The 17,190-nt window shown below is 32.7% G+C and carries 15 protein-coding genes and 1 pseudogene; all 16 read left to right on the top strand.

Features of this window, described 5'->3' with window-relative positions; all coding sequences use genetic code 11:
• Positions 1–85: 85 nt before the first annotated feature.
• The 16 genes and pseudogenes from J4O15_RS08875 to tnpC all read left to right on the top strand — a co-directional run bounded on the left by J4O15_RS08875 (position 86) and on the right by tnpC (position 17,184).
• The gene (locus tag J4O15_RS08875) at positions 86–1,873 is read left to right on the top strand and encodes an ABC transporter ATP-binding protein (protein ID WP_208100504.1); all 1,788 of its coding nucleotides are present in this window, start codon (positions 86–88) and stop codon (positions 1,871–1,873) included.
• A complete protein-coding gene (locus tag J4O15_RS08870; protein ID WP_208100503.1) occupies positions 1,866–3,575 on the top strand; it encodes an ABC transporter ATP-binding protein in 1,710 nt (569 codons plus the stop codon). The genes J4O15_RS08875 and J4O15_RS08870 overlap by 8 nt, the downstream gene beginning before the upstream one ends.
• Before the next feature lie 2 nt (positions 3,576–3,577).
• On the top strand, positions 3,578–5,095 hold the full coding sequence (locus tag J4O15_RS08865) for an ABC transporter ATP-binding protein (RefSeq protein ID WP_208100502.1): 1,518 nt from the start codon (positions 3,578–3,580) through the stop codon (positions 5,093–5,095).
• A complete protein-coding gene (locus tag J4O15_RS08860; protein ID WP_208100501.1) occupies positions 5,085–5,789 on the top strand; it encodes an energy-coupling factor transporter transmembrane component T in 705 nt (234 codons plus the stop codon). Before J4O15_RS08865 ends, J4O15_RS08860 begins: the two co-directional genes overlap by 11 nt.
• Positions 5,790–5,799: 10 nt before the next feature.
• Positions 5,800–6,384, top strand: a complete 585-nt coding sequence (locus J4O15_RS08855; RefSeq protein ID WP_208100500.1) for an MptD family putative ECF transporter S component — start codon at positions 5,800–5,802, stop codon at positions 6,382–6,384.
• 266 nt (positions 6,385–6,650) lie between these two features.
• Positions 6,651–6,914 (top strand): hypothetical protein, encoded by a 264-nt coding sequence (locus J4O15_RS08850; protein WP_208100499.1) that lies wholly within the window; start codon positions 6,651–6,653, stop codon positions 6,912–6,914.
• A gap of 95 nt (positions 6,915–7,009) precedes the next feature.
• A complete protein-coding gene (locus tag J4O15_RS08845) occupies positions 7,010–7,651 on the top strand; it encodes a TetR/AcrR family transcriptional regulator (RefSeq protein WP_208100498.1) in 642 nt (213 codons plus the stop codon).
• Between the two features lie 58 nt (positions 7,652–7,709).
• On the top strand, positions 7,710–9,461 hold the full coding sequence (locus tag J4O15_RS08840; RefSeq protein ID WP_208100497.1) for an ABC transporter ATP-binding protein: 1,752 nt from the start codon (positions 7,710–7,712) through the stop codon (positions 9,459–9,461).
• Complete coding sequence (locus J4O15_RS08835) at positions 9,462–11,186, top strand: ABC transporter ATP-binding protein (RefSeq protein ID WP_208100496.1); 1,725 nt, start codon at positions 9,462–9,464, stop codon at positions 11,184–11,186.
• An 8-nt stretch (positions 11,187–11,194) separates the two neighbouring features.
• Complete coding sequence (locus J4O15_RS08830) at positions 11,195–12,703, top strand: ABC transporter ATP-binding protein (protein ID WP_208100495.1); 1,509 nt, start codon at positions 11,195–11,197, stop codon at positions 12,701–12,703.
• A complete protein-coding gene (locus tag J4O15_RS08825; RefSeq protein ID WP_009218365.1) occupies positions 12,700–13,401 on the top strand; it encodes an energy-coupling factor transporter transmembrane component T family protein in 702 nt (233 codons plus the stop codon). The genes J4O15_RS08830 and J4O15_RS08825 overlap by 4 nt, the downstream gene beginning before the upstream one ends.
• A 17-nt stretch (positions 13,402–13,418) precedes the next feature.
• Positions 13,419–14,000 (top strand): MptD family putative ECF transporter S component, encoded by a 582-nt coding sequence (locus J4O15_RS08820; protein WP_208100494.1) that lies wholly within the window; start codon positions 13,419–13,421, stop codon positions 13,998–14,000.
• A gap of 251 nt (positions 14,001–14,251) precedes the next feature.
• A pseudogene (locus J4O15_RS08815) lies at positions 14,252–14,584 on the top strand (sigma-70 family RNA polymerase sigma factor); the annotation flags it as partial.
• A 258-nt stretch (positions 14,585–14,842) separates the two neighbouring features.
• Positions 14,843–15,202: an IS66 family insertion sequence element accessory protein TnpA gene (tnpA, locus tag J4O15_RS08810; protein WP_009219910.1), complete on the top strand. Its 360-nt coding sequence runs from the start codon at positions 14,843–14,845 to the stop codon at positions 15,200–15,202.
• Positions 15,151–15,552, top strand: coding sequence for an IS66 family insertion sequence element accessory protein TnpB (gene tnpB, locus J4O15_RS08805; protein WP_009219909.1), 402 nt, complete (start codon positions 15,151–15,153; stop codon positions 15,550–15,552). The genes tnpA and tnpB overlap by 52 nt, the downstream gene beginning before the upstream one ends.
• A gap of 90 nt (positions 15,553–15,642) precedes the next feature.
• On the top strand, positions 15,643–17,184 hold the full coding sequence (gene tnpC, locus J4O15_RS08800) for an IS66 family transposase (protein ID WP_208100165.1): 1,542 nt from the start codon (positions 15,643–15,645) through the stop codon (positions 17,182–17,184).
• Positions 17,185–17,190 lie beyond the last annotated feature (6 nt).

Genomic DNA, 17,190 nt, shown 5'->3' with positions numbered 1-17,190 from the left:
CTTTGTGTAATCAGCAAAGTCTTACTTTAAACCTTAATACTGAATTAAAATTCAATATTATTCAATTTTGAAAGGAGAGTTGTTCATGCCGGAAAAAGAATTAAGGAAAAAGGTGATTGGGAAAAATGGTTTATCCAATTCACTTCTTGCTTTAAAAATAGTATTTGATTTGATACCACAAATCTTACTTGTATATTTGATTAGTTCTTTAATCACAAACAATATTAACGAAGGTAATTTAAAGTATATATTCTTGGGAATCTTTATATCGTTTGTATTAAAAGGCGTGTTTTACTATTTTGCAACAAAGGTTGCCCATGAGAAAGCATACGAAAAATTGACAGAACTTAGGATAGATATTATCGGGCATCTAAAAAAACTAAGTTTGGGATTTTTCAAAGAACATAATACAGGGGAGCTTACGAACATTGTTCAGCATGATGTGGAGCAAGTGGAAGTATACCTTGCTCATGGTCTTCCTGAAATAATGGCAGTTACGCTTCTGCCTACCATTATTTTCATAGCTATGATTTTTGTAGACTGGCGTCTTGCTCTTGGAATGATTGCCGGAGTTCCACTCATGTATTTGGTAAAAGTTCTTTCACAGAAAACAATGGATAAGAACTTTGCTATTTACTTTAATCATGAAAATAAGATGAGAGAAGAGTTGATGGAATATGTAAAAAACATTTCTGTGATTAAGGCTTTTGCTAAAGAAGAGGAGATTAGCGAAAGAACATTAAAAACGGCAAGAGAGTATATTTACTGGGTTAAAAAGAGCATGGGAGCAATTACAATTCCAATGGGACTCATTGACATATTTATGGAAATTGGAGTAGTTATTGTCATGATTTTAGGAAGCATATTTCTTTACTATGGAAATATTACAACACCTAATTTTATACTTGCCATTATTTTATCGTCTGCCTTTACTGCATCTATAAGTAAGACAGCTACATTGCAACATTTTTCTATTGTGTTTAAGGAAGCTCTAAAGGCGATTGGAAAAGTTTTAACCGTTTCGCTTCCAAAGAAAAAGATAGAACAAGGTTTAGAATTTGGAAATATAGAATTTAAAGATGTGAATTTTGCATACGGAAAAGATAGTTTCAAGTTAAAGGATATAAATCTTATTTTTAAGAAAAACAGCTTAAATGCTTTTGTTGGAGCAAGTGGATGCGGTAAGAGTACAGTATCCAATTTGCTTATGGGTTTTTGGGATGCTGACAGCGGACGAATAGAAATAAATGGGAAAGATATAAAGGATTACAGTCAGGAAAATATTTCAAATCTTATTGGAAGTGTGCAACAGGAGGTCATCCTTTTCGATTTAAGTATTTTTGACAATATTGCAATCGGGAAACTTAATGCGACAAAAGAAGAAGTCATAGAAGCTGCTAAAAAAGCAAGATGCCATAATTTTATTTCTGCTTTACCAAATGGATATGAAACACAAGTAGGTGAAATGGGAGTTAAGTTATCCGGTGGAGAAAAACAAAGAATATCCATTGCGAGAATGATACTCAAAAATGCACCGATTTTAATATTAGATGAGGCAATGGCAGCTGTTGATAGTGAAAATGAAAGACTAATCGGTGAAGCGATTGATGATTTAAGTAAGGATAAAACCATCATTACAATTGCTCACCATCTAAATACGATTAGAGATTCAGACCAAATTATAGTTATGGATAAGGGTGTTGTTCTTGATGCAGGAAGCCATGAAGAGTTGATGAAAAGATGTGATTTTTATAAGGATATGGTTGATGAACAGAACAAAGTTGATAGATGGAATTTGAAAGATAATAGTCTTTCACGAACAAGAAACGAAGTGGATTGCGAGTGTATGGAGGTGGCAACAGAAAATGTTTAGAGAAATGTTAAAACTACTTACAAAAACCGGCAAGAGAGATTTGATTATATCAAGCGTATTCTTTGCCCTTTATGGATTAAGCTCCATAGCCATGATTGTTATCGTATTTTCTATACTGTTCCAAATCTTTGATAGAACGAGCTTAGCAAGCCTATATAAATATTTTATTGCGATTGGATTACTTGTAGTCTTCAAAGGTATTTGTAACATGGTTGCGGATATGAAAAAGCATAGTGCAGGTTTTGATATTGTTCAGCAAATAAGAGAACGCATGATTATCAAATTAAAGAAATTCAGTTTGGGATTTTATACCAATGAACGACTTGGGGAAATAAATACAATTTTACACAAAGATGTTGATAATATGTCCCTTGTTGTAGGACATATGTGGTCAAGAATGTTTGGTGATTTTTTGATAGGTGCAGTCGTATTTGTTGGTCTTGCAAATATTGATATAAAGTTGGCACTGATAATGGCAGTATCCGTTCCAATTGCACTTGCCTTTCTATATCTGACAATTAAGCAGTCTGAAAAAATAGAAAATCAGAACAACTTAAGCCTTCTTGATATGGTTAGTTTATTTGTTGAATATGTTAGAGGAATACCTGTATTAAAGAGTTTTGGGGAGAATAAGAGCTTAGATAATGAGCTTATGAACAAAACGAAAAAGTTTGGAGAAACAAGTAAAGCAGCTTCAAGATTTAAGGCAAAACAGCTATCTATATTTGGTTTTTTACTGGATATTGGATATTTAATTCTTTTAATCGCAGGAGCAATATTTGCTGTAAAGGGAAATCTTGATGTACTTAATTTTATTATCTTTGCAGTAATTTCAAAAGAGTTTTATAAGCCGTTCGCTTCTATGGAACAACACTATATGTATTATGTTTCGGCGGTAGACAGCTATGAGAGACTTTCAAGAATTTTGTATGCAGATATAATACCTGACAAGGCAGATGGTATTATTCCGAAGCAAAATAACATAGCCTTTGAAAATATTAAATTTTCCTATGAAGAAGATGAGTTTAAAATGGAAAATTTAAGTTTTGATATTGCTGAAAAAACAATGACAGCCTTAGTTGGAGAATCTGGTAGTGGAAAGACTACTATAACCAACTTGCTTTTAAGATTTTATGATGTGCATAAAGGGAAAATTACACTTGGAGGAACTGATATAAGGGATATTCCTTATGATGAGCTTTTAGATCGTATCAGCATTGTCATGCAGAATGTTCAACTGTTTGATAACACGATTGAAGAAAATATCAGAGTAGGTAAAAAAGGAGCTACAAAAGAGGAAATCATTAAAGCTGCAAAGAAGGCAAGGATACATGATTTCATTATGAGTTTACCAAAAGGTTATAAAACTGATATTGGAGAAAATGGTGGGATTCTTTCAGGTGGGCAGAGACAAAGAATATCTATTGCAAGAGCCTTTCTAAAGGATGCACCTATTTTAATTCTTGATGAAATGACAAGTAATGTTGATCCTGTAAATGAATCTTTGATACAAGATGCTATTACAGAACTTGCAAAGAATAGAACTGTACTTGTAGTGGCTCATCATTTAAAAACAATTCAAAAAGCTGACCAAATTCTCGTATTTCAAAAAGGCAATTTACTTGAAAAAGGAAAGCATGGGGAACTTCTTGAGAAAGATGGCTACTACACAAAATTATGGAAAGCTCAGTATGAGGTGTAACCATGATTTTGTTAAAAGATGTTTCTTATGAATGGGAAGATGGACGAACTGCTTTAAAAAATATCAATCTTGAAATTAAAAAAGGTGAATTTGTTTTAATTTCAGGGAAAAGTGGAAGTGGTAAAAGCACTCTTGGAAGTGTAATGAATGGTCTTATTCCACATTATTACAAAGGCAAAATGCAAGGAGAAGCCTTTGCGTATGGAAAAGATATAAGCAAACTATTACTTCATGAAGTAGGACATATTGTAGGGACTGTATTTCAAGATCCAAGAAGTCAATTTTTTACAACAACGACAGATGAAGAAATAGCTTTTGGGCTTCAAACCATCTGCAAATCAAGAGATGAAATCAAACAGAGAGTAGAAGAAGTATACGCAGAATTGGATACCCCGGAACTGAAAGGAAAATCTGTTTTTGAATTATCAAGCGGACAGAAACAAAAGATAGCTATTGCAAGCATCTGTGCGATGAATCCGAAAGTTTTGATTTTAGATGAACCTTCAGCAAATTTGGATATGAAAGCAACATTTGACCTATTTTTAATTTTGGAAAAATTAAAGAAAAAGGGAACAACTGTTGTTCTAATTGAACATCGTTTGTACTATGTAAAATCTTTATTTGACCGTTTTCTTTTGGTTAAAGATGGAGAGATTGCACAGGACTTGAGTCGGGAAGAAGTTATCCATCTTGAAGGGGAGTTTTGGGATGATAATGGACTAAGAACTCTTGAATTAGAAGAATACAGGATAAGCGAGAAGAAAGATTTATATCAATTAAATGATGAAAGTATCAGTGGGAAAGGCTTGAAATTTTGTTACCCAAGTGCAACTAAGGTTGGAAATAAGCAAAACCAATATATCTTAAATCATCTTGATTTCAATATGGAGTGCGGAAAAGCCATTGGTCTTATTGGGTTAAATGGTACCGGGAAAACTACTTTTGCAAGGGTAATTTCAGGACTTGAGAAGATAAAAGAGGGGAAAATATGGGTGGAAAAAGATAAAGAGTTGAATCGTAAAGATTTAATGGATATGTCATATTTTGTATTTCAGGATTCAGACTATCAGTTATTTTCGGAAAGTGTACTTGATGAAATGCTACTTGGTATGGAGGGTAAAGATAAAAAAGAAAATACCCAAAAGGCACAGTTTATTTTGAGTGTACTTGGCTTAGACAAATATACAGATAAGCATCCGTTTGCTTTGTCAAGAGGAGAAAAACAAAGACTTACAATAGCTTGTGGAATGATGAAACAGGCAAAGATTTTTATCTATGATGAACCAACATCAGGTTGTGATAAAGACTCAATGCTTTCCGTCGCAAAACTGATTGAAGAACAATTAAAAAATGGAACAACAGTTTTGGTAATAAGTCATGATTTTGAGTTTTTAGCAAACACAGTGAGCAAGTTGTGGGTAATGGGAGATGGAAAAATAGAAACTGTTTTAGATATGAGTGAAAGTAATAAATTTCTCATATTAGACAAGATGAGAGGAGGTAGAGAGCTTGTCAGATAGAAGAACTATAGATCCAAGAATAAAACTTACTCTACTTCCAATTGCCTCCTTTACGAGCTTTTTTATAAGCGACACAATTCTACTTTTTGGACTAATCGTCTTTGCCTTTTTTCTATATTTATATAGCAGGATGTGGAAAAGAGCATTACGCTTTATTTTGTTTTTTGTGCTTTTATACTGCATAGAGTTAGGGCTTGGAAAGTTTTGTGAAGCAAGCATCGTATTTGCAATATATATGTTTATTTACTTTGCATCAAGAATGACCTTAATTGCTATGTTTGGTGGATATATAACAAAGACTACAAGTGTAAGTGAAATGCTTGAAGCATTAAATAGAATGAAAGTGCCAAGAAGCATTGGTATACCTTTTAGTGTTTTGCTTAGGTTTGTACCAACTATAAAAATAGAACTCAAGGCATTAAAAGAGAATATGAAGATTCGAGGAATCGTAACAAGCAGATTTTTCCCGTTGCTACATCCAATTAAATATATTGAATATACGCTTGTTCCGCTTTTAATGAGAATGATTAAGATTTCAGATGAATTGTCAGCTTCAGCACTCATTAGAGGACTTGATAGTGATGAGAAAAGGGTAACATTAACAGAATTGCGGTTTAGAAAAACAGACTTAATGATTGGACTATTAGGAGCTTTTATGATTGCTCTTGTGATAGTAATACAGAAAATTTATTAGGATAACTTTTATGAAAAACAAATTAAATGGTCGTGATTTTATTACAATCGGAATTTTTAATGCAATTGGAATTGTCATATACATGGCAGCCAGCTTTGCTATGGCAACAACAGTTATTGGAGGATTTATTGCTTCAGGAGTTAGCTTTATGGTAGCTGCCACCGTTTATATCCTTATGGCTGTAAAAGTTAAAAAGAAGGGAGTATTTACAATATCAGGAACTCTTCTTGGCTTAATTGCATTGTCAGGAGGACATTTACCTCATGCAGTATTTGCTGTAATCGGTGGAATCATATGTGATTTGATTATAGGAAATTATGAGAGCAAGGGACGAATGGTTATTGGATATGGGACATTTGCATTAGCAGATTTTTTAGGAACAGTAATTCCTGTGATTTTATTCGGGACAACTTCTTTTGTGGAAAGAGCATCAAAATGGAAAATGAGTGAAGCACAAATAAATGAAGCATTATCTTATTTCAAAGTTTCGTGGACAGTAGGCTTTGGTTTTATAACTTTTATTCTTGCTTGCATAGGAGCATTTGTTGCAACAAGGATACTTAAAAAACATTTTGAGAAAGCAGGAGTGATTTAATAATAGATTTACTTAGGAGGAAAAGTAATGGAGGGATAATCATGTCAAAACTTATAGTTTCAGTTTTCACAGAACGATATAATTATCCTTTTTTATGCTTGGACTTACTTTTGTATAGCAATATATCGCCATTACAAACATACAAATAGTCAATATAACAAATCAGTAGTTTTCAAGTTAAGAGGACTTTTTACGCCAAAGTGTAGAAGTCCTCCTTTTTTATTCTTAAAAAGCAAACCACAGAACAGGGAAAGGAGGATAACTAAGTGGCTAAAGAATATTACCGTTATGTGAAAGGAAAAGCCGTACCTGTAAGCGAAGAAGAAAAACAAAAGCTTGAGGAAGAAGAAGGAAAAATAAATGAAAGAAAAGATAGGCTTCACCAAAATTATCTAAAGCGTAAAGCAAACGGCAAACAACAGGAATATGAGGAAAGGTATAAAGCAAGGCTAGAACAGAAGAAGCAGGAGAAGTTAAGGGTTTTGAAAAGGGTTGGGATACTTGTAAAGGGTTCAGACGATAATTTATAGGATTGGTGATATATTGACTAAAAACCAAAAAAGTGATAATATAATTATCTAAGATAATATAATTATCAAAATAAAAAATAGGAGGGGAGAGTTATATGTCTTATTGCTCTGATATAACAAAAAATAGAATTTTAGAATGTGCTAAAGGGGAATTTTTAAGCAAAGGATTTGAAAATGCACAGGTGGCTGAAATTGCTAAATTAGCAAAAGTAACTACTGGAGCAATTTATCGTCATTTCAAAAACAAGGAAGCATTATTTTTTGCTCTGATTGAAGAAGAATATAATTACACGCTAAATGTTGTTTCTGATGTTGAAAAAAAGAGTGAAAATAAAACTATTAAGATAGACTCTGATTTAGTCGATGATGAAGCGATTATAGAAAATTTATTTTTAGAAACAATGCTATTTGTTGATTATATGTATGCACATTTTGATAATTTTAAGCTGATTTTTGCGTGTAGCAAAGGCTCACAAGTGGAAAATTTTATTGAGGATATTACTGAAAGATATACAGCTAAAAACATGAAGCTTATTCATTTCGATGCTAAACAGGAGCAAATCAACACAGAAATTAAAGAGTTTGAAGTTCATGTTATTACAAAAGGATATATTACATCTCTATGTGAATGCGTTCTTCATGATATACCGCATGATAATGTTAGTGAATATATTAGAAGTATTGTTGTTTTTCAATATTATGGTTGGAAAGGCTTAATGAAGATAAATAACAGATGATTTTTTATCAAAGAGTTAGCAATAACTAATTAACTATTTGTTTGGAGGAGGTGTTTTCTTGAAAAGTAACAATAAAAATGCTATTTCACAGTTGCTTAAATACGCCGGTGGAGAGAAAAAACAATTATACAAATCAATTTTATTAGCGACCATAGGAGAGCTGTTTGGAATGATTCCGTTTTTAGCGATTGCCAAGTTGATAGAAAAAATATATCAATCTGAAGTGTCATTTAGAACCGTATTTTATTTAACACTTATTGCTTTGTGCGGACAAATTTTAAAAGGAATTTTTACATTATACTCAACAATAACCTCACACAAAGCAACATTTCATATTTTAAAAAATATACGAAGTTTAGTAGCTGAAAAAATGTTAAGAGTACCTATGGGTGTAATGATAGATACACCTATAGGTAAATTTAAAAATTTAATCGTAGATATAGTGTCGAAGCTGGAAGATTCAATGGCTCATTTTATGCCGGAGATAACATCAAGTATAGTATCTCCTGTTTTATTTTTAGTTTTGATTTTTACTTTGGATTATAGGATGGGGTTGGCTTCATTACTTACTATTCCGTTAGGGATGTTAGGATATATAGGCATGATGAAAGACTATGAGTTTAGAAGTAAAACTTATACTACAGCTCAAAATAATATGAATAGTACTTTGGTTGAGTATATCAATGGAATTGAAGTTATAAAAGCTTTTAATCACAGTGCTTCTTCTTACGAGAAATTTACTCATGCGATTAACTTTTTTCATGATAGTACACTTGCTTGGTGGAAACAAAGTTGGTTATGGTCAGCATTTGTTCAAGCGGTTATGCCGTCAACACTTTTGGGGACTTTGCCGGTTGGTGCATATCTGTATATGAATTCAAAAATCTCTCTATCAAGTTTTATTGTGTGCATTATACTGCCAATAGGGTTTATTGCACATTTAATGAAAATTGGGAAGTATTCTGAACAATTTAACATGGTTAAGGCAAGTTTAGATGTAATAGAAGAATTTCTATCGAAAGAGGAACTTAAAAGACCAAAAGAGAAGGTAATTTTTGATGACACTCTTTATCGTTTTGAAAATGTTTCATTTGCATATGATAAGGAACTTGTGCTAAAAAATATCAACTTTGAATTAAAACCAAACACAGTAACCGCATTGGTAGGAAGTTCCGGTTCCGGAAAATCTACAATAGCAAAACTTATGGCTGGTTTTTGGGATCCGTCCAAGGGAAGTATCTGTTATGGTGGGAAAAAAATACCTGAAATTCCATTTGAACAGCTAACAAATGAGATAAGCTATGTTGCTCAAGATAATTTCTTGTTTAATACAAGCATAAAAGAAAATATAAAAATAGGAAACCCAACTGCAAGTGATGATGAGGTTATTGAGGCGGCTAAAGCTGCATCTTGCCATGACTTTATTATGGAACTTGAAGATGGATATAACACAAAGGTAGGTGATGCAGGAGATTCTTTGTCCGGTGGAGAAAGGCAAAGAATTACGATTGCAAGAGCAATGTTAAAACAATCTAAGGTAATAATTTTAGATGAAGCAACTGCATTTGCAGATCCGGAAAATGAATATCTCATTCAAAGTGCAATCAACAATCTTATTAAAGGAAAGACTCTTATAGTGGTCGCTCACAGGCTCTCTACTATTACAAATGCTGATACAATCCTTGTTATGAAAGATGGGGAAATTGTAGAGAATGGAACTCATGAAAACCTTGTAAAAAAAGATGGAGTATATGCTTCCTTGTGGAAAAATTATGTGGGCGGACTAGATAATGAAAAGGAGGCGATGTAAATGATTAGCATTGTAAAACGAATATTAAAAATATCAGGAAAGTATCAAAAAAATGTAATCCTTGGTCTTGTATTTAGTGGATTAAAATCATTTTTCGTTTCTTTGATGTTGTTGGCGGTTTTACTGATTATGATTAATCTTGAACAGTTGAATATGCCTATTATTATGCAGGCAACAGCAATTGTAGTTGTGAGTATATTCGGCAGATTTATTTTTCAATATCTTTGTGATAGAAAATTAAGTGCATCAGGTTATGAAATTTTTAAGGATAAAAGGATTGAAATAGGGGAAAAACTGAAAAAAGCTCCAATGGGGTATTTTTCAGAAAAAAACTTAGGAACAATCCAAGCGGTTCTAACAACAACTATTTCCGACTTAGAGGGTATGGCGATGCTTGCGATGAACTTTATTGTAGGAGGTTTTTTTCATGCCTTTGGTATGACTACCATGTTATTGATCTTTTGTTTTCCAGTAGGGATGGTATCTTTAATTGCAATCATCTTTGGTATGGGCGTTCTTAAATTAATCGCAAAGAAAACCGAAAAATATTCTCCTATCATGCAAGACTCACAAGAAATGCTTGTTACTGATGCAATTGAGTATATTAGAGGAATTTCAGTACTTCGTTCTTTTGAAAAAGGAACTGATGGAAAAAATAAAGTTGAAAAAGCGTTTATGAGTAAATGTAAAGTTGATATTGAGGTTACTGAGGGTTCAGCTTATTTAATGAAACTATATGAAATGATTTTTAAAGTTGCGAGCTGTGTATTGGTGTTTGTTGCAATAATTCTATATATGAAATCTCTGATTCCACTTTCATATACTCTTATGTTTATAGTATCTGCTTTTCTAATTTTTATGGAATTGGAGTTGGTTAATGATGGAGCATTTTTAAGCAGAATGCTCGCAACACAACTTAATCGATTGGAATATGTTTCAGATATACCTTCGCTTGATGAGGGCGGAAAAGAAATTGATTTGAATTCCTATGACATTGAATTGAAAGATGTTTGTTTTGGATATGGCGAAAGAGAGATTTTGAAGAATATAAATTTGCAGATAAAGTCGAATAGCAGTTTGGCTATTGTCGGTGCTTCAGGTTCCGGAAAGACAACTCTTTGTAATATTATAGCAAGATTTTGGGATGTTAATAAAGGTGAAGTACTTATTGGAGGATATAATGTTAAGGATTTTACTTCTGAAAGCCTATTACAAAATATCAGTATGGTATTTCAGAAGGTTTATTTATTCAATGACACGATTGAAAACAATATAAAGTTTGGAAATCCGAATGCTACACATGATGAGGTAGTGCATGCTTGCAAGAAAGCGTGTTGCCACGATTTTATAACAAGTCTTAAGTACGGATACGATACTGTTGTTGGGGAGGGTGGTTCAACGCTGTCGGGAGGAGAAAAGCAAAGAATATCTATTGCAAGAGCAATTCTGAAAGATGCGCCAATTATTATTCTTGATGAAGCAACTTCAAGTGTAGATCCTGAAAATGAGCATATGCTAATCAGCGCAATAAAGGAGTTAACAAAAAATAAAACCCTTATTAGTATTGCACATAGACTATCTACAGTAAGAGAAGCAGATCAAATTATTGTCATTGATAAAGGGAAAATTGTGCAACGAGGAAATCATAAGGAACTAATTAGTCAAGATGGAGTATATAAACATTTCATCGAAATTAGAAAACAATCTATTGGTTGGAAAATATAGGTGATGAAATGGGAGATGTAGTTATTGATTTTGATAATGTAAGTTTCAGTTATGGAACACAAACAGAAGGGAGTCTCAGCAATATAAATTTCAAAGTTAAAGAAGGAGAATTTATTTTGCTTACTGGTCAGTCAGGTTCAGGGAAAACAACTGTTACAAGATTGATAAACGGCTTAATTCCACATTTCTTTGAAGGGGTTTTAACTGGAACTGTGAAAGTGTTAGGAAGTGATATAAAAACTATCACTCCCGGAGAAATGGGAGAAAATATTGCTTCTATATTTCAAAATCCACGAAGTCAATTTTTTACAACGAATAGTACCAAGGAAGTGGCATTTGCTCTTGAAAATTATGGAATAGATAGAGATGAAATGATAGATAGAGTGAATTGTGCATTTCACGATTTTGAAGCTGAAAATCTTATGGATAGGGATATGTTTTCTTTATCTAGTGGTGAAAAACAAAAGATAGCGATTATAGCTGCAAAAACTTTGAATCCCAAGATTTATGTTTTTGACGAGCCATCTGCAAATTTAGATATTCATTCAATTATTAAATTGAAAAAAATTATGGAGTGGTTAAAAAAACAGGGACATACAGTGATTGTTTCAGAGCATAGATTGTTCTACTTAAAAAATTTAGTAGATAAATGCTTAATAATGAAAGATGGAAAAATTGATAGAGAATTAAAGAAAAATGATATTGATAACTTGAATGATTCAGATATTAGAGCGTATAAACTTCGAACATTTAAGTTAAGTAATATTAAATATGAACTAAAGGATAATCTTATTGTTAACAAGCAAAATGCAGATTTTAAAGTGGAAAATTTATCTTTTTCCTATGATGTTAATCATTCTGTTTTGAGTAATTGTAATTTAGAAGGGAATTTTGGTGAAACAGTAGCTATAGTTGGACACAATGGAAACGGCAAAACGACATTAGGTAAAATAATGTCAGGATTACTAAAAGCAAGAAGTGGACAATTTTTTATTGAAGGTAAATATACAAAGCAAAAGAACTTATATAAAAGTGTATATTTTGTAATGCAAGATGCAGATTATCAATTGTACTCCGATTCTGTTGTTTCTGAGTTAATGCTCAGTTCTATGAATAGTATTAAGCAAAATGATGAAAAAATAGAAAATGCGATAACTTTATTGAATATTTCATCATTCAGAAATAGACATCCGCAAAGCTTATCAGGAGGGCAAAAGCAGCGAGTTACTATTGCAGCTGCAATAGCTTCAAATAAAAAAATTCTGATTTTTGATGAGCCAACCAGTGGACTTGATTATGAAAATATGAAAGTCGTATCTGAAGCAATTAATACTCTTCGTAAAAAAGGAATACTGATTTTTGTTATTTCTCATGATTTAGAATTTTTAAGTAGAGTAGCAACTAAAGCAGTTTTTATAGAGAATAATACTGTTAGCAAAAGGATCAATTTAAAGAAAAGTGATGAGTTTGAAACAATAAAAAGATTTTTACTGCAGAGTGAGGGATATGAAGAATGAGCAAATCTTGTAAACAAAATGGAATAAGATATGATCCAAGAATTAAGTTGTTACAAGTTTTAATTATAGGGGTTTTAGTATTTACTTTGACCGGTAAAAAGTATGAAGTTCTACTTTTTTTGTCAGTATTTGCATATGGAATGATAAGCGGCATATACAAAACTTGTTTTAAATTTTTAGCTTTATATATAGTGTTGTTTATGGTAGCGGAAATAAGTCCATTATTTATTTCAACTACAATACACTATTTTTTCCTATGTTTTATAACATTGACACTCGCAACTATAAATATGATTAGAACAAGTGAAATATCTGAAGTATTAGCTTCCTTGCAAAATATGAAAATTCCATATTATATAAACATTCCACTAGCTGTTATATTAAGATTTTTTCCTACTCTAAAACAGGATATTACTTGTATAAAGCAGGGAATTAAGACTAGAGGGATTGATATTTCTTTCCTTGGATTTTTAAAACATCCTTTTAAAGTTTATGAAATGATGTTGATTCCTATGTTAATGCGAATGCTATGTACTGCAACTGAGTTGTCGGCATCTGTTGAGACACGAGGACTTGGAGTTTCGTGTAAAAAAACTAGTTATGCAGAAGTCAAATTTCGTATGCTTGATATGTTATTGCTAGTAATAATGATGGTATTTTATCTAGCTATCATCATTATGAAAATAAAAAATATTTAAAAACAAGGAGAATAATTATGGAAGAAAAAAAGAAATTTCAAATTAAAGATTTAATTATTACAGCACTAATGGTGCTATGCTCACAGGTTTTATATAGAGTGTTATCTTTTCTGTTCATATCGCCATACACAATGTTATTAGCAGTTCCGATATGGTCAATTATTGGAGCAATTGCCTATTTCTTAGTACCGGTAAAAACAAAAAATCCATGGATGATTTTATTATTTTGTGTACTTACAAGCATTATAGGTTTTTATCCACCATATATCATTAGTTGCATATTTGCCGGGATTATAGCTATGTTGATTGCAAGAACAAAAGGGATTGGCAATTATAAAGGATTAACAATTGGATATATGATATTTTGTGTTCTTGCCGGCTTTGGTGGAATGTATGTACCATTTCTTTTTTATGCAGATCAAACACTTAAATCTTATGAAAAAATGTTTGGGAGCAAATATTTAGGTACATTAACTAAAATTATTTCTCCTATGACTACAGTAATGATGCTTATTTTAATAGCTATTTGCGGATTGATTGGAGCAGTGATTTCCAAGAAATTATTGAAGAAGCATTTTGAAAAAGCAGGAGTGATTTAATCAATCTTTGTTTGTGAGGGAAAAAATGGATTAAATAATGGAGGTAATTGCAATGTATTATTTAGGGTCTGTTATTCATATAGAAAAAAACAATAGACCTTTTTGATACTGGTAATTATCATAAAAAATCAAATTTAAAATATAAGGAAAGAGCAAGTTTCTTTCATTTTAGAGGACTTATTATGCCTATGTGCAGAAGTCCTCCTTTTTTTGTCTAAAAACGCAGATAAAAAAGTAATGGAGGAAATAAAATGCCAAAAGAATATTACCTTTATGTTAACGGACAAAGGGTTAAAGTCAGCGAGCAGATATATAAAGTCTACTGGCGAGAAAAAGAACACGAAAAGTATTTAGAGCAAGTGGACAAGAAAAACCACTTGCTCTTTTTTTCATCATTGGATCATGACGGACACTTTGTAGACAATATTGTTGATGAAAGTGTTGATGTAGAAAAGATCGTTGAAACACAGATGATGATTGAAGCCGTTAGAAATGCTATATCAAGACTTAATGCAGAAGAAAAGGATATTATTGAACGCTTGTATTTCAATGATGAAGGGGTAACACTGCTTGTACGAGCTGAGGCATCAGCGAAGTAGAAATAGAATAGTAGTTTTATTCTTACAGAAAATCTAGCAATTTTATAGTAAGTATTACGATCTGACAAGAGTCAAAAACTTCTTAGAATATCATTTTAGTTAACGATTAAAATGTAAGCGCCTTATAATATAATGCCTTATATTCAGTTATAAATAATGAGATAATAGTTACCAACAAGTGTATAGTACTATTTAGTTATAGTGAAGTATAGTACTGTATAGTAATGCAAGTCGGAGGTAATTATGGATCAAGTAACAAAAGTAAAAAGGCATTTAAAACAAGAGCAATGGAAAGCACTTATTAATGACTGTCAGTCCAGTAAAATGACTGTAGCAGCCTGGTGTAAAGTAAATGGTATATGTGAGCAAACATATTACAGAAACTTAAAGCGTCTTCGTGAGCAGTTATGTGAGACTATTTCTATCCCCTCAGAATCTTTGGAAAATCCTACAACTTTCAAAAAGATAGAAATCACTTCACCTTTACCGTCTACAAATGCCGGAGTTATTATTCATTTACAAAATGCTACTGTCGAAATTTATGAAGGAACATGTCTGCAAACCATACAAACAGTGTTGTCAGCACTCAAAAGCGTATGTTAGGCGATATCAGTGTTGCTAAAAATATCTATATAGCCTGTGGATATACAGATATGCGAAAATCTATTGACGGACTTGCCGCTATAATTTTACAGCAGTTTAAAATGGACCCTTTTCAATCAGCATTGTTCCTTTTTTGCGGAAAAAGATGCAATCGCATAAAAGCACTACTTTGGGAAAAAGATGGCTTTGTACTGCTATATAAGCGTTTGGAGAATGGCAGTTTTCGCTGGCCACGCAATGAAAGTGATTTAAAAGTAATTTCATGGCAACAATTTCGCTGGCTGATGGAGGGACTTGCAATTGAGCAAAAGTCATCAATCCTTCCTGCTAAAAAGGGAGCTTTCTGCTAAATGAAATCGTTATATAGCCTTATTTTCACTGGATGTGTGTCACTTTTTGTAGTATAATTATATCATCAAAATAGTAAGGAATATACAAAAATGCAAAATAAAGATGCCTATATAGAGCACCTTGAAAACATCATAAAAGACCTTCAAAATCAAATAAAAAACCTTACTGAAATGCTTTCATTGCTTCGAAAGGAGAAGTTTGCTTCTTCAAGTGAGAAGACTTCTAAAAAGCAGTTTGAAGGTCAACTTTCTTTATTCAATGAGGCAGAACTGGAGGCAGATGCAAGAGTATCTGAGCCAATTGAAACAGCTGTTAAAGGCTATAGACGTAAAAATTGCAAAACAAAAAGGGATGAGCTTCTAAAAGATCTGCCTGTTCGTGAAGTATTATGTAGTCTTGTTGAGGAAGATCAATACTGTGAACAGTGTAATACAAAGCTTAAAGTTCTTGGTAAAAAGGTAGTAAGAGAAGAATTAGAGTATATTCCTGCAAAACTTAGAATTGTTCGTTACATTCAGTTGGTTTACGAATGCCCAAAATGTAAACACACAACTCATCCTTATATAGTGAAGGCACATACTCCTTCATCACTTATGAATCATTCATTGGCTTCTCCAAGTTCAGTAGCCAATGTTATGTATAAAAAGTATGTAAATGGTATGCCACTTTATCGACAGGAAAAAGACTGGGAGCAATTGGGAATATCTTTAACACGTTCAACTATGGCAAACTGGATAATCCGTTGTAGTGAGGATTATCTAAAACCAATAGTGGAATATCTGCATAAAAGATTGTTGGAGCGTGATATCCTACACTGTGATGAAACCCCGGTACAGGTGCTTAAAGAAGAAGGCAAAGCACCGCAGGCAAAGTCTTATATGTGGCTATATAAAACAGGAAATGATGGCAAACCATCCATTATCATTTATGACTATCAGCCTTCAAGAAATGGTGATCATGCGGTGAAATTTCTCAAAGATTTTAGGGGATATGTTCATTGTGATGGTTATTCCGGTTACAATAAACTTTCTGATATAACCAGGTGCGGATGCTGGGCACATCTTAGGAGAAAGTTTATAGAAGCAATTCCTTCTCAAAAAGTAAAGGATGCACCTCTTACTCATGCAGAGATCGGAAGGGATTATTGTAATAGGTTGTTTTATATTGAAGACAGCCTAAAAAACTTAACATACAAAGAAAGATATTATAAGCGTCCGGAACTGGAAAAACCTGTTCTTGAGGCTTTTTGGAGTTGGATTGATTCTATAACAGCTTTGAAAGGTTCAGCCCTTGGAAAAGCAATCATCTATGCAAAGAATCAACGCCCATATCTTGAGAATTATTTACTTGATGGAAGATGTGCTATTTCAAATAATACTGCTGAAAATGCAATTCGTCCATTTACGGTAGGTCGTAAGAATTGGCTATTTTCAGACACCTCAAAAGGCGCGTCTGCAAGTGCTATTGTTTATAGTATTGTAGAAACAGCAAAGGCAAATGGATTGAATGCCTACACATATCTGGAATATCTCCTCATGTACATGCCTGATACTGAGTGGCAGTCTGATACTGATCTTTTGGAAGATTTAATGCCCTGGTCAATGGATGTGCAGGAAGAGTGTAAACTATAACTTAAA

This window comes from Lachnoanaerobaculum sp. Marseille-Q4761 (assembly GCF_017565785.1).
Classification (GTDB): Bacteria; Bacillota; Clostridia; order Lachnospirales; family Lachnospiraceae; genus Lachnoanaerobaculum.
Note: the sequence above shows the minus strand (reverse complement) of the source record. Positions and strands in the feature narration are given on the sequence as shown.